This window comes from Micromonospora sp. NPDC005257 (genome assembly GCF_042872445.1).
In the GTDB taxonomy this organism is placed as follows: Bacteria; Actinomycetota; Actinomycetes; order Mycobacteriales; family Micromonosporaceae; genus Micromonospora.
In genome coordinates this window covers 76,463-94,261 of sequence record NZ_JBIAKL010000010.1, presented here as the reverse complement: position 1 = coordinate 94,261, position 17,799 = coordinate 76,463, and the positions used below count along the sequence as shown (strand labels likewise).

The following is a 17,799-nucleotide window of genomic DNA, read 5'->3' as shown; positions in this document are numbered from 1 at the left end:
GATTGCCGGATGGTCGACACTCGTACTCTTCCGGCAAACCCTGCTATCGGGGAAAAATCCCGCGACCGCCCCTGGTCGCCTCACCGGGAGGCCACCTGATGACGCCAGGTCCGCTCCCTTCGGTCGACGTGCCCGACCCACGCCGCCGGGCCCAGCGCTCCGGAGGTGTCCCGCAGCCGGCCCGGCCCGTGGTGACCACGGCCGGTCCGGACGATCCGAGCGTCGTGGTCGTCGCCGGTCCGGCCGGCGCGAACCGGCGCGAGCTGATCGCCGCCCTGCTCCGGACCGAGGCCGCGACGCTCACCGTGCCGCCGGGAAGCAACCTGCTGGTCCGGCACGCCGCCACCGTCACCCGCGTGGCGTACGTCCCGGGCTACCGCCGGCCGCACCCCTACGACGCCGACCCGCCGGTCGCCCGCCCGGCCCGGCCACCCCGGCGGGTCGAGCTGGGCCTGCCCGATCCGCTGCTGCGGCACTTCACGGTGGTCGACACGCCGGACACCGGCACGCTGGGGGTGGCCGGCGGCCGGGTCCTGCGCGACGCCGTCGGCCGGGCCGGCGCGCTGCTCTTCGTGATCTCCGCCGACCAGGCGTTCAGCGCGGCCGAGCTGCACCTGCTGGCCGAGGTGGCGCGTACCCGGGTCGAGGTGTTCTTCGCCGTCACGCCCGGCGGGGCGGTGCCGGACAGGGTGACGGCCGTGCCGCCGCCCGGCCGGTCCGGGTCCACCGGCCGGCTCGACCCGGTGTCGGTCTCCACCGAGGCGCACCGCGCGACGTTGCTCGCCGCGGTCCCGGCGCTCGACCGGGCCCGGTGGTTCCCGGCCCGGCGGGCCGAACTGCCGCGCCTGCGCCGTGCGCTGGTGGGCTGGGCCGACGAGGTGCTGCGTCGCACCGGCGCGCGCCCGCCGGCGCCGGACGGCACGCTCGGCCGGGTGCCGGTGCCGGCCGGCGTCGAGCCGGGCGAGCTGGCCGACCGGATCGACCGTCAGGCCCGCGCCAGCGCCCACCGGATCCGGCAGCACCTCGCCCTGGAACTGGCAAACATCCACCTGCGGGTGGTGCAGGAGATCGTCTTCGGGGCCGGTTGCGCCGGCCTGCCGCCGCTGCTCGACCGGGAGCTGGAGGCGCTGTCGCTGCTCGCCACCGCCCAGTGCGACGAGGCCGCGCGGGACCTGGTCGACGAGGCCGCCGCCCGGGTCTTCGGCGAGCCGCCGGCCGAGGGCGTACGCCGGCGGATCACCCACGCGGTGCGCCGGGGCGTGGCCGACCACCCGGACGCCGCCGAGCTGGACCGGGTGCTCCTGGTCACCAGCACGGCGGGCGTCGCCGGGCTCACCGGACCCGGCGCCCTGGACGCGCTGGCCGGACTGCCCGGCGCGTCGCGGGACGAGGTGCTCCCGCCGGTCGGCGTCGCCCTCAACGGCGGCTGCTGGCAGCACTGGCGGGCGCCCGGCAACGACGATCCGAACGCCGCTCGCTCCTGGGCCCAGCGCGCGCTGCGCGAGGTCGAGCTGGAACTGTCCCGCGAGGTGTCCCAACGTTTCGAGGTGATCCGGCTCTCGCTGGGCACGGTGCTCGCCGATGCTGTCGACCACGGCATCCTGCTGGCCTGACGGGGCCGCCGGCCGGCGGCGACCCGGGCTCGCGTACGCGGCCCGGGCGGGTTACGACGACCGGCGCGCCGTTCCGGTTCATCGGTTTCCGGGATCCGGTGGCACGATGGGGGACATGGCGGCTCCACAGGTTGCGCCGGTCGAGACGCCGGACACCGAAGAGGTGCCGGTCTCCGACCGGCCATGGGTGACCATCGTCTGGGACGATCCGGTCAACCTGATGACGTATGTGACCTGGGTGTTCCAGAAGCTCTTCGGGTACAGCCGGGAGAAGGCGGAGCGGCTCATGCTGGACGTGCACCACAAGGGCAAGGCCGTGGTCTCCAGCGGGGCACGGGAGCGGATGGAGCACGACGCGGCGCAACTGCACGCGTACGGGCTCTGGGCGACGGTGGAGCGGTCGTGAGCGCGAGGAGTGAGCCGGTGCTGCGAGCCCCGCAGTCGCGAGCAGAGGTGACGCCGTGAGTATGTTCCGCCGCCGGGGCGACCACTACGTGGCCACGTTCGCGGTCGACGAGGTCCGGGTGCTGCGCAAGGTCGCGGGCGAGGTGGTCGGCCTGCTGACCGACGGCTTCGACCACAGCGACCCGGTGGTCGGGCGGCTCTTCCCCGACGTCTACCCGGACGACGACGCCGGCACCGCCGAGTTCCGCCGCTACACCGAGGGCGACCTGAAGACCGGCAAGATCGACCAGGCGGGCGCGATCCTCGCCGCGCTGCCCGACGGCGACGCCGGTGGCGAGGTGCGGCTGGACGCGGAGGCGGCCGAGGCGTGGCTGCGGGCGTTGAACGACGCGCGGCTGGCGATGGGCGTACGCCTGGAGATCAAGGACGGCACCGACCTGGGCGAGGAGCTCGACGACGCGGTGGCCGCGGATCCCGGTTCGTCCCGGGTGTTCCAACTGTCGGTCTACGCCTATCTCGGATATCTCCAGGAGTCCCTGCTCAACGCGCTCATCGACTGAGTGGTGACGGTCGCCACCTCGCCGCCCGGGGTGACCAGGGGCTAGGCTGGCAGGCGTGCTGAGCATCGACCGGTCGATCATCGACGCGATCGTCGCCCACGCGCGTCGGGACCACCCGGACGAGGCGTGCGGCGTGGTCGCCGGCCCCGTCGGCAGTGACACCCCGACCCGGCACATCCCGATGGACAACGCCGCCCGCTCGATGACGTTCTACGAGTTCGACTCGATGGAGCAGTTGCGGGTGTGGCGGGAGATGGACGACCGTGACGAGGAACCGGTAGTCATCTACCACTCGCACACCGCGACGGAGGCCTACCCGTCGCGTACCGACGTCTCCTTCGCCGGCGAGCCGGGCGCGCACTACCTGCTCGTCTCGACCCGCGAGCCCGACACCGAGGAGATCCGCTCCTTCCGGATCGTCGACGGCGTGATCACCGAGGAGCCGGTGAGGATCGTGGATGCCGGCGTGGACCCGAACGCCGTCCAGTCCTACATGTTCGGGCAGAGCCCGGCGACGGTCGACTACGAGTGTTCCGACCGCTGACCTTCAGCGCCGGCACCTTCCTTTTCCCGTCACCTGGCACGATCCCGAACGAGGAGCACGAGACACCATGGCCATCGAGGTTCGCATCCCCACCATCCTGCGCAGCTACACCGGCGGCGCGAAGGTCGTCGAGGGCAGCGGCGACACGCTCGCCGACCTGCTCGCCGACCTGGACTCCCGGCACGGCGGCCTGAGGGCTCGCCTGGTCACCGACGCGGGCGCGCTGCACCGGTTCGTGAACGTCTACGTCAACGACGAGGACGTCCGCTTCCTCGGCGCGCTCGACGCCAAGCTCAACGACGGCGACAGCGTGACCGTCCTGCCGGCCGTGGCCGGCGGCGCGTTCGGCTTCGCGGCCGCCGCGGCGATCGCCTCGCACGCGGTCTCCTCGCGCGCCGCGCGCTGAGGGGGCCGCGATGACGCGGTACGACAGCCTGCTCGACGCCTGCGGCGGCACGCCGCTGGTCGGCCTGCCCCGGCTCTCGCCGACGGTGCCCGAGGGGGCGCCGCCGGTGCGGCTCTGGGCCAAGCTGGAGGACCGGAACCCGACCGGCAGCATCAAGGACCGCGCGGCGCTGTTCATGGTCCGCGCGGCCGAGGAGGCCGGCCGGCTGCGTCCGGGTGACACCATCCTGGAGCCGACCAGCGGCAACACCGGCATCTCGCTGGCCATGGTGGCGAAGCTGCGCGGCTATCGCCTGGTCTGTGTGATGCCGGAGAACGTCTCCACCGAGCGGGTGCAACTGCTCCGCATGTACGGCGCGGAGATCATCTTCTCGCCGGCGGCGGGCGGCTCGAACCAGGCGGTCGCGACCGCCAAGCAGATCTCCGCCGAGCACCCCGACTGGGTGATGCTCTACCAGTACGGCAACGAGGCGAACGCCCGGGCGCACTACGAGACGACCGGGCCGGAGCTGCTGCAGGACCTGCCGGGCATCACCCACTTCGTCGCCGGGCTGGGCACCACCGGCACGCTCATGGGCACCGGGCGCTACCTGCGGGAGAAGGTCGAGGGCATCCAGATCGTGGCGGCCGAGCCGCGCTACGGCGAGCTGGTCTACGGCCTGCGCAACATCGACGAGGGCTACGTGCCCGAGTTGTACGACGCCGGGGTGCTGTCCCGCCGCTTCTCGGTGGGCACGCGGGACGCGGTGCTGCGTACCCGGCAGCTCGTCGAGGTGGAGGGCATCTTCGCCGGATTCTCCACCGGCGCGATCCTGCACGCCGCGCTCGCGGTGGCGCACGAGGCGGTCCGCGACGGCCGCCGCGCCGACGTGGCGTTCGTGGTCTGCGACGGAGGCTGGAAATACCTGTCGACCGGCGCGTACGGCGGCACCCTCGCCGACGCGGAGGAGGCCCTGGAGGGTCAGCTCTGGGCCTGACGGGCCGATGGCCGGTCCGGTCGGTGGCGTGCCCGCCGGCCGGACCGCCGGTCCCGCCCGTAACGGATGCGTATGGGTGTCACGTTGGTGACAACTTCCGGCAGATGATTCTTGCGCGACCGGGCGGCGCGTAGGCTGCGCAGCGTGGCGAGCGCGTCGGTAGAGATCATCATCGGCGGCGCCGCCGCTGGCGCGTCGACTACGCATGGTGAGATCGAGGCCACCGGATGAGACTGACCGTCCTCGGTTGTGCGGGCAGCTTCCCGGGGCCCGAGTCCCCCTGCTCGGCCTATCTGATGGAAGCCGAGGGCTTCCGGCTCCTGATCGACTTCGGTGTCGGTTCGCTCTCCACGCTCCAGCGCTACGTCGGGCTGCACGCCCCCGACGCCATCCTCCTCACCCACCTGCACTGCGACCACATGTTCGACGCCGTGTCCTACGTGGTGGTACGCCGGTACGCGCCGGACGGCCCGTACCCGCCCCTGCCGATGTACGCCCCCTCCGGCGCGCCCGACCGCCTGGCCAGCGCGTACGGGCAGGAGGAGGGCTCGGTGGAGGACGTCTACCAGTTCTACGGTCTCGAGCCGGGCACGTTCCCGATCGGCCCGTTCACCGTAACCGTCGAGCGGATGAACCATCCGGTCGAGACGTACGGGGTGCGGCTGGAGCACGGCGGCCGGGTGTTCTGCTACTCCGCCGACACCGCGCCCTGCGAGGCGCTGCTGCGCCTGGCCCAGGACGCCGACGTGTTCCTCTGCGAGGCGAGCTACATGGACGGCGTGGAGAACCCGCCGGATCTGCACCTGACCGGCCGGGAGGCCGGCGAGGCGGCCACCAAGGCGGGCGTGGGGCGGCTCCTGCTCACCCACCTCGTACCCGCCTGGGGCAGCGAGTCGCAGACGGTGGAGGCGGCGGCCGGGGCGTACGCCGGGCCGCTGGACGTGGTCCGGCCCGGCGCCTGCTACGACGTCTGAGCCCGGCGGCGGCCGGCTCGTGCCGGTGGGCACCCGCGGGCGCCGCGCTCACCGCACCGCATAGGGTGCAGGCATGGCGCGACCTGACGGGCGGCAGCCCGACCAACTCCGACCGGTGACCCTGACCCGGGGCTGGAGCACCCACCCGGAGGGCTCGGTGCTCGTCGAGTTCGGCGCGACCCGGGTCCTCTGCACGGCGAGCGTCACCGAGGGCGTGCCCCGCTGGCGTAAGGGCTCCGGGCTGGGCTGGGTGACCGCCGAGTACGCGATGCTGCCCCGGGCCACGAACACCCGCTCCGACCGGGAGAGCGTCCGCGGCAAGGTCGGCGGGCGGACCCACGAGATCTCCCGCCTGATCGGCCGCAGCCTGCGCGCCTGCGTCGACCTGAAGGCGCTCGGCGAGAACTCGATCGTGCTCGACTGCGACGTGCTCCAGGCCGACGGCGGCACCCGCACCGCCGCCATCACCGGCGCGTACGTCGCGCTGCACGACGCGGTGACCTGGCTGGCGGAGCGCAAGACGCTGGCCGGCAAGGTGGAGAAGGTCATGCACCGCTCGGTGGCGGCGGTGAGCGTCGGGGTGATCGGCGGCGAGCCGATGCTCGACCTCTGCTACGCCGAGGACGTGACCGCCGAGGTCGACATGAACGTGGTCTGCACCGGCACCGGCGACTTCGTCGAGGTGCAGGGCACCGGCGAGGCGGGTGTCTTCGCCCGCGACCAGCTCGACGCGCTGCTCGATCTGGGCGTGGCGGGCTGTCTGGAACTGGCCGACGCGCAGCGGAAGGCGCTCTCGTCATGAACAAGGTCCTGCTCGCCACCCGCAACCGGAAGAAGCTCGTCGAGCTGCAGCGGATCCTGGACGGCGCGCTCGGCGCGCACCGGATCGCGCTGCTCGGCCTCGACGACGTGGAGGAGTACCCGGAGCTGCCGGAGACCGGCCTCACGTTCGGCGAGAACGCGCTGATCAAGGCGCGGGAGGGGTGCCGGCGTACCGGCCTGCCGACGATCGCCGACGACTCCGGGCTGGCGGTGGACGCCCTCAACGGCATGCCGGGTGTGTTCAGCGCCCGCTGGTCCGGCCGGCACGGCGACGACCGGGCCAACCTCCAGCTCGTGCTGGGCCAGGTCGGCGACGTGCCGGACGAGCACCGGGGAGCGGCGTTCGTCTGCACCGTCGCGCTGGTGCTGCCCGGCGGCAAGGAGCACCTGGTCGACGGCCGCCAGCCCGGCCGGCTGCTGCGCGCGCCGCGCGGCGAGGGCGGCTTCGGCTACGACCCGATCTTCCTGGGTGACGGGCAGGAGCGGACGAACGCGGAGCTGACGCCCGAGCAGAAGGACGCGGTCAGCCACCGGGGCAAGGCGCTGCGGGAGCTGGCCAAGCTGGTCGCGAAGGTGCTCCCGCCCGCCTGACCCGCTCCCGCGCTCCGACCGGGCACCCGGCCGGAGCGCCGGCCCGGCGCCCGATCGGCCCGCTCAGCCGAGCGGGCCGATCTCCCGCTGGATCGCCGCACGCAGCTCCGGGCCGCGTACCACCTCGCGCGCGGCCTCCATCAGCGGCGCGAGGAACACGTCCGGGCCCGGCTCGCCGATGACCTCGCCGAGCGCGGCCAGCGCCGCCCGCCCGGCCGGCGACGGCGTCAGCGGCGCACGGAGCTGGAGCCCGCGTACGGCCGCCAGCAGCTCCACCGCGAGCAGGCTGGTCAGGTTGTCCAGCACGGTGCGCAGCTTCTTGGTGGCCGACCAGCCCATCGAGACGTGGTCCTCCTGCATGCCGCTGGTGGGCAGCGAGTCGATCGAGGCGGGCGCGGCGAGCCGGCGGTTCTCCGCCACGATCCCGGCGGCGGTGTACTGGGCGATCATCAGGCCCGAGTTCACCCCGGCGTCGGGGGACAGGAACGCGGGCAGCTCCCGGGAGCGGGTGACGTCCAGCAGCCGGTCCACCCGGCGCTCGGCGATCGCGCCCACCTCGGCGGCGGCGATGGCCAGGTAGTCGGCGGCGAAGCCGAGGGGCGCCCCGTGGAAGTTGCCTGTCGACTCGACCCGCCCGTCCGGCAGCACCACCGGGTTGTCCACCACCGACAGCAGCTCCCGCCCGGCCACCACCTCGACGAAGTCGAGCGTGTCCCGGGCCGCGCCGGCCACCTGCGGGGCGCAGCGCATCGAGTACGCGTCCTGCACCGCGTGCGCCAGGTCGTCGCGGTGCGAGTCCATCACCGCCGAGCCCTGCAACAGCCGGTGGATGTTCGCCGCCGACGCGGCCTGGCCCGGATGCGGGCGGATCGCGTGCAGCTCGGGCAGGAACGGCCGCTCCGAGCCGAGCATCGCCTCGATGGCCAGCGCCGCCGTCACGTCCGCCATGGCGAACAGGTGCCGGGCGTCGGAGACGGCGAGCAGCAGCATGCCGAGCATGCCGTCGGTGCCGTTGATCAGCGCCAGCCCTTCCTTGGCGGCGAGCGACACCGGCTTGAGCCCGACCCGGCGCAGCGCGTCGGCGGCCGGGATGCGGTCCCCGGCCGGGCCGAGCACCCAGCCCTCGCCGAGCAGCACCAGCGCGCAGTGCGCCAGCGGGGCGAGGTCACCGGACGCGCCGAGCGAGCCGTGCTCGGGCACCCACGGGGTGACCTCGTGGTTGAGCAGGTCCACGAGCGCCTCGGCGACCAGCGGGCGTACCCCGGAGCGGCCGAGCGCCAGCGAGCGGACCCGCAGCAGCATCATGGCGCGTACCACCTCGCGCGGCATCGGCGCGCCCACCCCGGCGGCGTGCGAGCGGATGAGCGCGTGCTGAAGCTCGGCCCGGCGCTCCGGGGCGACGAACGTGTTGGCGAGCGCGCCGAAGCCGGTGGAGACGCCGTACACCGGCCGGCCGGCCGCCTCGATGCCGTCCACGATGGACCGGCTGGTCGCCATCGCCTTCGTGGCGGCCGGGTCGAGCACGACCTTTGCGGTGCCGCGGGCCACCGCGAGCACGTCGGCGGGGGTGACGCCGGTGGACAGGACGGTCACGGTGGTCATCGCGGTACTCCGTTGTGCAGGACCTGGCGGATCAGTGGCACACCCGGCCGGTAGGCCAGGTGCAGGTGGGACGGGGCGTCGAGGACGATCAGGTCGGCCCGCGCCCCGGGGGTCAGCCGGCCCACGTCGGTGCGACGCAGCGCCGCCGCCCCACCGGCGGTCGCGGCCCACACCGCCTCCGCCGGGGTCATCCGCATCTCGCGTACGGCGAGCGCGACGCAGAACGGCATCGACGACGTGTACGACGAGCCGGGGTTGCAGTCGGTGGCCAGCGCGACCGTGACGCCCGCGTCGAGCAGCCGCCGGGCGTCCGGGTACGGCGTCCGGGTGGAGAACTCGGCCCCGGGCAGCAGCGTGGCGACCGTCTCCGACCCGGCCAGCGCGTCGATGTCGGCGTCGGTCAGGTGGGTGCAGTGGTCGACGCTGGCCGCCCCCAGCTCCACGCCGAGCCGCACGCCCGGCCCGGGGCCGAGCTGGTTGGCGTGCAGGCGTACGCCCAGGCCGGCGGCCTGCCCGCAGGCGAGGATCGCCCGCGCGTGGTCGGCGTCGAACGCGCCCCGCTCGCAGAACACGTCGATCCAGCGGGCGTACGGCGCGGCGGCGGTGAGCATCGGCCCGCACACCAGGCCCACGTAGTCGTCCGGGCGGTCGGCGTACTCGGTGGGAACCACGTGCGCGCCGAGGAACGTGGTGTCCTCGGTGAACTCGGCGGCGATCCGCAGCGAGCGGGCCTCGTCGGCGACGGTGAGGCCGTACCCGCTCTTGATCTCGACGGTGGTGGTGCCCTGCCGCAGCATCTCCGCGCGCAGCCGGCCCACTGTGGCGCGCAGCGCGTCGTCGGAGGCGGCGCGGGTGGCGCCGACCGTGGTGCGGATGCCGCCGCCGGTGTACCGCTCGCCTGCCATCCGGGCGGCGAACTCGGCCGCCCGGTCCCCGGCGAAGACCAGGTGGGCGTGGCTGTCCACGAAGCCGGGCAGCACCGCCGCGCCACCGGCGTCGATCCGCCGGTCGGCGGCGGGCGCGTGCCGGGCCGGACCGGTCCAGGCAACCTGGCCGTCCTCGACCAGCAGGGCGGCGTCGCGCCGGATGCCCAGCGGGTCGCCGGGCCGGCCGTCGTTCGTGACCAGCTCGCCGATGTGGTCGACGAGCAGGCTGCCGCGCATCACGAGTCCTCCTTCGCGGTCACCGCCGCGATCGAGTCCCGCAGCTCGGTGGGTACGTCGACGGTCAGGTGCCGGCCGCCGGTCACCACGGGCCGGCCGTCCACCACGACGCTCGTCACGTCGGCGGCGGTGGCGGCGAAGAACGCGCCGACCGGCGGCACCCCGGCGGTGCGGGCGCTGTCCAGCCGTACCGTGACCAGGTCGGCGCGCTGCCCGACGGCGAGCCGGCCGGCGTCGCCCCAGCCCAGCGCGGCGTGCCCGCCCACGGTGGCGGCGGTGACCAGCTCGGCCGGGCCGAAGTGCCCCCGCCTGCGGGTCCGCAGCCGCTCGTCCAGTTCCACGGCGCGGGCCTCCTCGAACAGGTCCACCACGGCGTGGCTGTCGCTGCCGAGGCTGAGCGGGCTGCCCGCGTCGGCCATCCGGCGGGCCGGGCCGATCCCGTCGGCCAGGTCGCGTTCGGTGGTGGGGCAGAGGCAGACGCGGGTCCGGCTGTCGCCGAGCAGCGCCACGTCGGCGGCGGTCGGGTGGGTGGCGTGCACGGCTGTGGTGTGCGGGCCGAGCACGCCGTGGTCGGCCAGCAGCCGGGTCGGGGTGCACCCGTGCACGGCCCGGCAGGCGTCGTTCTCGGCCGGCTGCTCGGACAGGTGCACGTGCAGCGGCAGCCCGTTGCGGTCGGCCCAGCCGGCCACCGTGGCGAGCTGCTCGGCCGGCACCGCGCGTACCGAGTGGATGGCCGCGCCGAGCCGGACGTGGTCGTCGGGCGGGCGGAACGCGTCCACCCGCGCGGCCCAGCGCAGGGCGTCGCCGTCACCGAACCGGCGTTGCGGCCCGGCCAGTGGCGTGCCGTCCACGCCCCCGGCCAGGTACGCGGTGTCCAGCAGCGTGACCCGGATCCCGGCGTGGGCGGCGGCCTCCACGAGCGCCGCGGACATGGCGTTCGGGTCGTCGTACGGCGTGCCGCCGGGACCGTGGTGCAGGTAGTGGAACTCGCCCACGCAGGTGATCCCGGCCAGCGCCATCTCCGCGTACACGGCGCGGGCCAGCGCCAGGTAGGTGTCCGGGTCGAGGCGGGTCGCGATCGCGTACATCAGACTGCGCCAGGACCAGAAGTCGCCGCGCCCGTCGTGGGTGCGCCCGCGCAGCGCCCGGTGGAACGCGTGCGAGTGGGCGTTCGCCAGGCCGGGCACTGTCAGACCGGGCAGCGGGACCGCGTCGCCGAGCACCTCCACCCCGGCGGTCGGCGGGCTGTCGCGGCCCAGCGGGGTGACAGCTGTGAACCGCCCGTCGACGGCCTCGATCAGCACGTCCCGGGTGGGCTCGGCGTGGTCGGGCAGCCAGGCGTACTCGGCCAGCCAGCGGGTCAGCGGCATGCCAGCTCCTCCAGGACCCGGGCCAGGGCGGCCACCCCGGCGGCGCAGTCGGCGTCGGTGGCCGCCTCGGCGGGGGAGTGCGACACCCCGGTCGGGTTGCGCACGAACAGCATCGCGGTGGGCAGGTGCGCCGCCAGCACGCCCGCGTCGTGCCCGGCGCCGGTGGGCAGCACCGGCGCGTCGAGCAGCGTGGCCAGCCGGTCGGCCAGCCCGCTGTCGAACGCGACGAGCGGGGTCGCCGACTCCTGCGTGCAGGTCAGCGCGGTCCCGTCGCGGCCGGCCCGGTCGGCGGCCTTGGCGCGTACCGCCTCGACCAGACCGTACAGCGTCTCCGCCTCGGCCGCCCGCGCGTCCAGCCAGCCGGTGACCCGGGACGGTATCGCGTTCGTGGCGTTCGGCTCGACCGACACCCGGCCCACTGTGGCGTGCGCGTCGCGCAGCCGGGCCTCCTTGTTCGCCGCCAGCACGGTGAACGCGTAGGTGAGCATGGGGTCGCGGCGGTCGGCCATCAGTGTCGTACCCGCGTGGTTGCCCTCGCCGGTGAAGTCGAACCGCCACCGGCCGTGCGGCCAGATCGCGGACGCCACCGCCACCGGCGCGTCCCGGTCGACGAGCGCGCGGCCCTGCTCGACGTGCAGCTCCACGAAGGCCGCGAAGCGGCCGAGCAGCGCCGGGTCGGCGCCCGCCGGCCGCTCGCCCAGCGCCTCGGCGAAGGTCGTCCCGGCCTGGTCGCGCAGCCCGGCCGCGCGGTCGACGTCGATCTCGCCGGTGAGCAGCCTCGACCCCAGGCAGGGTACGCCGAACCGCGCGCCCTCCTCCTCCAAGAACGCGGCCACGACCACCGGCCGGTCCGGGGTGACGCCCGCGGCCCGCAGCTCGTCCACGGCCAGGAACGCGCTGACGATGCCGAGCGGACCGTCGTACGCGCCGCCGTGCGGCACCGAGTCGAAGTGGCTGCCGGTGAGCACCGCGCCGCCGGTCTCGGGGTCGCCCCACCAGGCGAACAGGTTGCCGTTGCCGTCCTCGGACACCGGCATGCCCCGCCGGTCGGCCTGCTCCCGGAACCAGGCGCGCAGCGTGCGCTCCGGCTCGGTGAGCGCGTAGCGCAGGTAGCCACCGCTGCCGGCGTCCCGCCCGACCGGCGCGATCTCGTCCCACATCTCCCGGAACCGGTCCGCCAGGTCGGTCACAGGTCGCCCTCGGTCATCGGGACGCGGACGCCGGTGCGCTCGGCTACCGCGCGGGCGTCGTCGTAGCCGGCGTCGACGTGCCGGATCACGCCCATCGCCGGGTCGTTCGTGAGCACCCGCTCGATCTTCTGCCCGGCCAGCGCGCTGCCGTCGGCCACGCACACCTGACCGGCGTGGATGGACCGGCCGATGCCGACTCCGCCGCCGTGGTGGATGGACACCCACGACGCGCCGCTCGCGGTGTTCACCAGCGCGTTCAGCAGCGGCCAGTCGGCGATCGCGTCCGAGCCGTCGGCCATTGCCTCGGTCTCCCGGTAGGGGCTGGCCACGCTGCCGCAGTCCAGGTGGTCCCGGCCGATCACCACGGGCGCGCTCAGCTCGCCGGAGGCGACCATCTCGTTGAACCGCACCCCGGCCCGGTCCCGCTCGCCGTAGCCGAGCCAGCAGATCCGCGCCGGCAGGCCCTGGAACGCGACCCGCTCACCGGCCATCCGGATCCAGCGCGCCAGCGACTCGTTCTCCGGGAACAGGTCGAGGATCGCGCGGTCGGTGGCGGCGATGTCGCGCGGGTCGCCGGAGAGCGCGGCCCAGCGGAACGGGCCCTTGCCCTCGCAGAACAACGGCCTGATGTACGCGGGCACGAACCCGGGGAAGTCGAACGCCCGCTCGTATCCGCCGAGCCTGGCCTCGCCCCGGATCGAGTTGCCGTAGTCGAAGACCTCCGCGCCCGCGTCCAGGAAGCCGACCATCGCCGCCACGTGCTTCGCCATCGACGCCCGCGCCCGGTCGGTGAACTCGGCCGGCTTGGCCGCCGCGTAGTCCCGCGCGTCGGCCGGGTCCACGCCCTCCGGCAGGTAGGACAGCGGGTCGTGCGCGCTGGTCTGGTCGGTCACGATGTCGATGGCCACGCCCCGGCGCAGCAGCTCGGGGAAGACGGTGGCGGCGTTGCCGACCACGCCGACGCTCAGGGCCCGCCGGTCCCGCCTCGCCGCCAGCGCCCGCTCGACCGCGTCGTCGAGTGAGTCGGCGATCTCGTCGAGGTAGCGGTCGTGCGCCCGCCGCTCCAGCCGGGACCGGTCCACGTCCACGATCAGGCAGACGCCGCCGTTCATGGTGACCGCGAGCGGCTGCGCCCCGCCCATGCCGCCGCAGCCGGCGGTGAGCGTCAGCGTGCCGGCGAGCGTGCCGCCGAAGCGCTTCTCGGCCACCGCGGCGAACGTCTCGTACGTGCCCTGGAGGATGCCCTGGGTGCCGATGTAGATCCAGGATCCGGCGGTCATCTGCCCGTACATGGTCAGGCCCAGCGACTCCAGGCGGCGGAACTCCGGCCAGGTGGCCCAGTCGCCGACCAGGTTGGAGTTGGCCAGCAGCACGCGCGGCGCCCACTCGTGGGTGCGCATCACGCCGACCGGGCGGCCGGACTGCACGAGCATCGTCTCGTCGTCGCGCAGCTCGGTCAGCGTGCGCACCAGCGCGTGGTAAGACGGCCAGTCCCGGGCCGCCCTGCCGGTGCCCCCGTAGACCACCAGGTCCTCGGGACGCTCGGCCACCTCCGGGTCGAGGTTGTTCATCAGCATCCGCAGGGCGGCCTCCTGCGGCCACCCCTTCGCGGTGCGTGCGGTGCCACGGGCGGCGCGGACGGGCTGGTGCATCTCGTACTCCTCTCAGCCGAGGAACAACTGGCGGCGGGCGGCGGACGACTCGAACGTCTCGAGCCGGCTCTGCGTCTCGGCCGGTGCGGCGTCGCAGATCGCCTGGAGCACCACCATGGCCAGCGTCATCGGGGCGGTGTGCAGGTCGAAGACCAGGTCGGCGCCGACGGCGGCGGGCAGCACCACCTGGGCGTGCTCGGTGGCCGGGCTCACCGGCGAGTCGGTGATCGCCACGACGGTCAGCCCGGCGTCCCGGGCCTCGCGCAGCGCCTCCAGCGTCTCCCGAGGGTAGCGGGGCAGCACGAACGCGAGCAGCGCCGTCGCGCCGGCCGCGACGGCCTGATCCAGGCGGTCGACCAGCATGCTGCCGCCGTCGTCGAGCACCCGCACGTCGGGGTGCACCTTCGCGGCGAAATATGCGAAGTACGCGGCCAGCGGAGCGGCGGCGCGCAGCCCGAGCACCGGCAGCGGACGGCTCGCCGCGAGCAGCTTCCCCACCTCGGCGACCCGGTCGGCGTCGGCGAGTTGCGCGGCGAGCCGGTCGAGATTGTCCCGCTCGGCGTGCACCGCCCGTTGCAGCGCGTTCCCGGCGGCCGGTTCGGCCGAGCCGGTGAGCGTCAGCTCCCGCAGGCGGCGGCGCAGCGCGGGATAGCCGTCGTGCCCGAGCGCCATGGCGAAGCGGGTCACCGACGGCTGGCTGACGCCTGCCAGCTCGGCCACCTCGGCGGCGGACAGGTACGCCGCCGCGCCCGCGTGCCGCACCAGGCAGTGGGCGATGCGGCGCTGGGTCGGGGTGAGCCGTACGCCGTGGAACAGGTCGAGCAGGCGGTCGGGGGTGGCCGCGCCGCCTTCATTCACCCCGTGACTCTATGCATGAAAACTTTCACTAGGCAAGGGTGGCGCGACCGCGAAGAGATCTGACGAGCGTGCTCTCTGTACTATCCGCACGGCGGGTGAGCAGAGGAGTGGGGCATGCAGCCGGAAGGTCCGTACAGGTTCACCGAGGTGCTGGGCGAGTGCCAGGTCGGCAGGGCCTGGGCCGCGCTCGACGGGCAGGACCGCGCGCTGACCGTGGCGGTCCTGGACGGTGCCGCAGCCGGAGACCAGCGCTGGCGCGAGGCGTTCACGAACGCGGCGAACGTGCTGGCCCAGACGCCCGGCGGCCACCGGTACGTCAACTCCGACTTCGCCGCCGGCCAGCCCTGGGTGGCGTACCCGTCCGAAGAGGACGGCGCGGCCGAGCGGCTGTTCCGCAGCCTGGGCATGGACTACCAGCGCATCGCGACCGCCGAGATCTTTCCGCCGCCCCCGCCGGTGTCCGCGCCGCCGCGGCAGGTCTCCTCGCCTCCGCAGATGCCGTGGAGTCCGCAGCCGTGGGCGATGGCGCCGCAGCAGCCGGTCTCCGGCGCCCCCGTGTCCGCCGGCGCGCCCGTCTCCGCAGGCGCTCCGGTGTCACCCGGCATGCCGGTGTCGCCGGGCATGCCGGTGCGGGCGATCCCTGCCCAGGCCGGCGCCGCGGGCACGCTCGTGGCCACCGGGGGTCCCCGGATCGCGCCGGTCGCCCGTCCGCCCAAGAGCCGTACCGGCCTGTGGATCGGCGGCGTGGTGATGGCGGCGGTGCTGGCCGGTGGCGCCGGTCTGCTGGCCGGGCGGTCGCTCGCCGACGGCGGCGAACCGTCCACTCCGGTGGCCAGCACCTCCCCGGCCCTCTACGAGGCCACCCAGCAGTCGCTGAACAAGGCGAAGTTCGACGCCACGCTCATGCCGATCGCCGAGCCGTGGCTCGACGGGGTGGGCGGCTGCGCGATCAACACAGAGAAGAGCGGACCCGGGCTCGCCGCGGGCGAGAAGCAGCACGTCTTCTGCCGCTACCTGGGCGTGTCGCTGCACTTCGCCGAGTACGAGTCGGCCGAGAAGAAGGAGGCGGCGCGCGCCTTCCGCCAGCAGATGGGCATCATCGGCCGTGCGCTCGCGCCCGGCATGCGGGAGGCCGGGCCGGCCACCGGCGGTGTCAGCGGGGCGCAGGGCAGCTACGTCGAGTACGCCGGCAACGGCCAGGACGGCCGCCCGGTGTGCGGCATCTGGTGGGGCCGCGACGACAACACGAGCGCGACCTACATGGAGACGCCGTGCGGGGCCGGGCTCGGCGGCAACTGGGACGCGCTGCGCGACCTCTGGCAGCGGCACAGCTAGGGCGGCTAACGGACGGCCGCTCCGTTCGGCGGCGGCACCAGGCAGACGTCGCTGCCCTTGGTGACGCCCGCGGCCAGGTCGAAGCGGACCACGCGCGCACCGCCGAACTGCCGCTCGGTCACCGCCACGCCACTGCCGCCGAGGCGGACGATGACGTCCCGGTTCGCCGCGTCGGCCCAGTCGGTGGCCTGGAACAGCCAGACCCGGGACCGGCCGGGCAGCAGCGCCGACACGGTCCGCCCCGGGCAGCCGCCCGGCCCGGCCGCGACCACGTACGCGTCCGCCGGTGGGCCGTACCACGCCTGGGCGTTCCACGAGACCGTGGTGGCGAGCACCAGGTCACCCGGGCGGCGCTTGTCGTCCAGGTGGCGCAGCGCGCCCCGGTAGTCGACCGCGTTGGCGCCGCCGCCCTGGGCGAAGGCCCGCGCCGGGTGCACAGTCGCCACGACGGCGGTGGCCAGTTGCGGCACGGCGAGCGCGAGCAGCAGCACCACACCGACCGCCCACCTGATCCGGGCGGGCAGGCCGGCCCGCAGCGGCGGCGGCGCGACGGCGAGCGCGGCCAGCAGCAGGCAGGCCGGCACCGCGTAGAGCGCCAGCCGGCCGTTGAACGGGTAGACCGACACTGCCGCGCCGGCCAGCCCGGCCGCCAGCGGCGTGAGCAGGACCAGCACCGCGACGGTGGAGAGCCGGCGCAGCCCGGCCGCCGTGCCCAGCACCAGCAGCGGTACGACGATCCAGGCCGACCAGGCCACGAACGGCACGGTGGCGAGACTCCGGTACGTCGCCGCGAGCCATTCCACAGTCGCAGGCAGGTCGGTCAGCGAGTGGGCCGGGTAGATCGACTTCCCCCGCCAGTACGCGGCGAGCTGTTGATCGGCGAGCCCCGGCGCGAGGAACAGCACGTACACCACGAGCGCCACCACGGCCCAGGCCGGTGCCGGGGCGAGGAACCGGCCCACGTCATGCCACCTGCTCGGCCACTGCCGGTCCCGGCGGGACAGCGCGTACCCGCCGAGCAGCACGCCGAGCGCGCCGGTGACCGGAATGGACAACGTGCTGACGAACGCCGCGACCGCCGCGACCGACCAGAACACCGCCGACCCGGCCCAGGTCGGTCCGTTCCGGACGAGCAGCAGCGCCAGCCCGACCACGAGCGTGACGGCGAACGCCTCGGCGCTGTACTGCTTCAGCTCGTTGGAGTAGCCGATCAGGAACGGCGCGACGGCGACCAGCAGCAGCGCCGCCAGCGCGGCGAGCGGTGGCAGGAGTCGCCGGCCGAGCCACGCCACGAGCGGCAGCAGCGCCAGTCCGAACAGCAGCGGCACCAGCCGGAGCGCCCGCTCACCGTCGCCGAACTGCGCGAACGCGAACCGTTCCAGCCACAACCAGCCGGGCGGCGCCGACTGGCTGAACGACAGTGGCCGCAACAGTTCCAGGTAGCCGCGCTCCCGGATGTTGTGCGCGATGTACAGCTCGTCGCTCCAGAAGCTGCGCGCGTACGCCCACTGCCGGATTCGCAGCACCGCGCCGAGCGCGACGAGCAGGCCCGCGACGGCCCAGTACGGGGACCGGCTCAGCCGCTGCCACGCGACGGCGACGACCTCGGCGGGCGTTCCCGGCCGCGACGGCGACGGCGTCGTCGACGCGGGCGCCATCGAGGGGGAGAAGGCCGGGCGTGTCACGGACACGGCGAGACGGTATCAAAGCGTCATTCACGTCAGCGGCCGCGCGACCG

General features: G+C 74.5%; 17 protein-coding genes. 10 read left to right on the top strand and 7 right to left on the bottom strand.

Annotated features, from left to right (window positions below):
• Window positions 1-98: 98 nt before the first annotated feature.
• The 9 genes from ACFYO8_RS21575 (at window position 99) to rdgB (ending at window position 6,891) form a co-directional block, all read left to right on the top strand.
• A complete protein-coding gene (locus tag ACFYO8_RS21575; RefSeq protein WP_355015202.1) occupies window positions 99-1,613 on the top strand; it encodes a hypothetical protein in 1,515 nt (504 codons plus the stop codon).
• A gap of 115 nt (window positions 1,614-1,728) precedes the next feature.
• Window positions 1,729-2,019 carry an ATP-dependent Clp protease adapter ClpS gene (gene clpS / locus ACFYO8_RS21570; protein WP_181571954.1) on the top strand — a complete coding sequence of 97 codons (291 nt, stop codon included), beginning with the start codon at window positions 1,729-1,731 and terminating at the stop codon, window positions 2,017-2,019.
• Between the two features lie 61 nt (window positions 2,020-2,080).
• On the top strand, window positions 2,081-2,578 hold the full coding sequence (locus ACFYO8_RS21565; protein WP_354873547.1) for a DUF2017 domain-containing protein: 498 nt from the start codon (window positions 2,081-2,083) through the stop codon (window positions 2,576-2,578).
• A 55-nt stretch (window positions 2,579-2,633) separates the two neighbouring features.
• On the top strand, window positions 2,634-3,122 hold the full coding sequence (locus ACFYO8_RS21560) for a M67 family metallopeptidase (protein WP_354873446.1): 489 nt from the start codon (window positions 2,634-2,636) through the stop codon (window positions 3,120-3,122).
• 67 nt (window positions 3,123-3,189) lie between these two features.
• A complete protein-coding gene (locus ACFYO8_RS21555) occupies window positions 3,190-3,528 on the top strand; it encodes a MoaD family protein (protein WP_354873448.1) in 339 nt (112 codons plus the stop codon).
• A gap of 10 nt (window positions 3,529-3,538) precedes the next feature.
• Window positions 3,539-4,504 (top strand): cysteine synthase, encoded by a 966-nt coding sequence (locus tag ACFYO8_RS21550; protein ID WP_354873450.1) that lies wholly within the window; start codon window positions 3,539-3,541, stop codon window positions 4,502-4,504.
• Between the two features lie 227 nt (window positions 4,505-4,731).
• A complete protein-coding gene (locus tag ACFYO8_RS21545) occupies window positions 4,732-5,478 on the top strand; it encodes an MBL fold metallo-hydrolase (RefSeq protein WP_354873452.1) in 747 nt (248 codons plus the stop codon).
• A gap of 73 nt (window positions 5,479-5,551) precedes the next feature.
• Entirely contained in the window at window positions 5,552-6,280 is a 729-nt protein-coding gene (gene rph / locus ACFYO8_RS21540; RefSeq protein WP_354873454.1) for a ribonuclease PH, read from the top strand.
• Window positions 6,277-6,891 (top strand): RdgB/HAM1 family non-canonical purine NTP pyrophosphatase, encoded by a 615-nt coding sequence (gene rdgB / locus ACFYO8_RS21535; RefSeq protein ID WP_387257452.1) that lies wholly within the window; start codon window positions 6,277-6,279, stop codon window positions 6,889-6,891. Before rph ends, rdgB begins: the two co-directional genes overlap by 4 nt.
• 63 nt (window positions 6,892-6,954) lie before the next feature.
• On the opposite strand, the gene hutH is transcribed toward rdgB, so the two are convergent.
• From hutH to ACFYO8_RS21505, 6 genes are read right to left on the bottom strand one after another with little or no spacing between them, the layout of a single operon-like run.
• The gene (hutH, locus tag ACFYO8_RS21530) at window positions 6,955-8,493 is read right to left on the bottom strand and encodes a histidine ammonia-lyase (RefSeq protein ID WP_354873458.1); all 1,539 of its coding nucleotides are present in this window, start codon (window positions 8,491-8,493) and stop codon (window positions 6,955-6,957) included.
• Window positions 8,490-9,656 carry an imidazolonepropionase gene (gene hutI / locus ACFYO8_RS21525; RefSeq protein ID WP_355015203.1) on the bottom strand — a complete coding sequence of 389 codons (1,167 nt, stop codon included), beginning with the start codon at window positions 9,654-9,656 and terminating at the stop codon, window positions 8,490-8,492. Before hutI ends, hutH begins: the two co-directional genes overlap by 4 nt.
• Entirely contained in the window at window positions 9,656-11,020 is a 1,365-nt protein-coding gene (locus tag ACFYO8_RS21520; protein ID WP_354873549.1) for a formimidoylglutamate deiminase, read from the bottom strand. The genes hutI and ACFYO8_RS21520 overlap by 1 nt, the downstream gene beginning before the upstream one ends.
• Entirely contained in the window at window positions 11,017-12,186 is a 1,170-nt protein-coding gene (locus ACFYO8_RS21515) for an allantoate amidohydrolase (RefSeq protein WP_357706760.1), read from the bottom strand. The genes ACFYO8_RS21520 and ACFYO8_RS21515 overlap by 4 nt, the downstream gene beginning before the upstream one ends.
• A 26-nt stretch (window positions 12,187-12,212) precedes the next feature.
• A complete protein-coding gene (gene hutU / locus ACFYO8_RS21510) occupies window positions 12,213-13,868 on the bottom strand; it encodes a urocanate hydratase (protein WP_355015204.1) in 1,656 nt (551 codons plus the stop codon).
• A 12-nt stretch (window positions 13,869-13,880) separates the two neighbouring features.
• Complete coding sequence (locus ACFYO8_RS21505) at window positions 13,881-14,726, bottom strand: MurR/RpiR family transcriptional regulator (protein ID WP_354873464.1); 846 nt, start codon at window positions 14,724-14,726, stop codon at window positions 13,881-13,883.
• A 114-nt stretch (window positions 14,727-14,840) separates the two neighbouring features.
• On the opposite strand from ACFYO8_RS21505, the gene ACFYO8_RS21500 reads away from it, so the two are divergent.
• Entirely contained in the window at window positions 14,841-16,061 is a 1,221-nt protein-coding gene (locus tag ACFYO8_RS21500; protein ID WP_355015205.1) for a hypothetical protein, read from the top strand.
• 5 nt (window positions 16,062-16,066) lie between these two features.
• Here ACFYO8_RS21500 and ACFYO8_RS21495 read toward each other — a convergent pair whose 3' ends face one another.
• Complete coding sequence (locus ACFYO8_RS21495; RefSeq protein ID WP_387257451.1) at window positions 16,067-17,752, bottom strand: glycosyltransferase family 39 protein; 1,686 nt, start codon at window positions 17,750-17,752, stop codon at window positions 16,067-16,069.
• Window positions 17,753-17,799: the final 47 nt, after the last annotated feature.

What these genes read in the sequence shown, in the direction of transcription:
- ACFYO8_RS21575 (WP_355015202.1), top strand. Translation starts at nt 99, where the DNA reads ATGACGCCAGGTCCGCTCCCTTCGGTCGACGTGCCCGACCCACGCCGC.
- clpS (WP_181571954.1), top strand. Translation starts at nt 1,729, where the DNA reads ATGGCGGCTCCACAGGTTGCGCCGGTCGAGACGCCGGACACCGAAGAG.
- ACFYO8_RS21565 (WP_354873547.1), top strand. Translation starts at nt 2,081, where the DNA reads ATGTTCCGCCGCCGGGGCGACCACTACGTGGCCACGTTCGCGGTCGAC.
- ACFYO8_RS21555 (WP_354873448.1), top strand. Translation starts at nt 3,190, where the DNA reads ATGGCCATCGAGGTTCGCATCCCCACCATCCTGCGCAGCTACACCGGC.
- ACFYO8_RS21550 (WP_354873450.1), top strand. Translation starts at nt 3,539, where the DNA reads ATGACGCGGTACGACAGCCTGCTCGACGCCTGCGGCGGCACGCCGCTG.
- ACFYO8_RS21545 (WP_354873452.1), top strand. Translation starts at nt 4,732, where the DNA reads ATGAGACTGACCGTCCTCGGTTGTGCGGGCAGCTTCCCGGGGCCCGAG.
- rph (WP_354873454.1), top strand. Translation starts at nt 5,552, where the DNA reads ATGGCGCGACCTGACGGGCGGCAGCCCGACCAACTCCGACCGGTGACC.
- rdgB (WP_387257452.1), top strand. Translation starts at nt 6,277, where the DNA reads ATGAACAAGGTCCTGCTCGCCACCCGCAACCGGAAGAAGCTCGTCGAG.
- hutH (WP_354873458.1), bottom strand. Translation starts at nt 8,493, where the DNA reads ATGACCACCGTGACCGTCCTGTCCACCGGCGTCACCCCCGCCGACGTG.
- hutI (WP_355015203.1), bottom strand. Translation starts at nt 9,656, where the DNA reads ATGCGCGGCAGCCTGCTCGTCGACCACATCGGCGAGCTGGTCACGAAC.
- ACFYO8_RS21515 (WP_357706760.1), bottom strand. Translation starts at nt 12,186, where the DNA reads ATGTGGGACGAGATCGCGCCGGTCGGGCGGGACGCCGGCAGCGGTGGC.
- hutU (WP_355015204.1), bottom strand. Translation starts at nt 13,868, where the DNA reads ATGCACCAGCCCGTCCGCGCCGCCCGTGGCACCGCACGCACCGCGAAG.
- ACFYO8_RS21500 (WP_355015205.1), top strand. Translation starts at nt 14,841, where the DNA reads ATGCAGCCGGAAGGTCCGTACAGGTTCACCGAGGTGCTGGGCGAGTGC.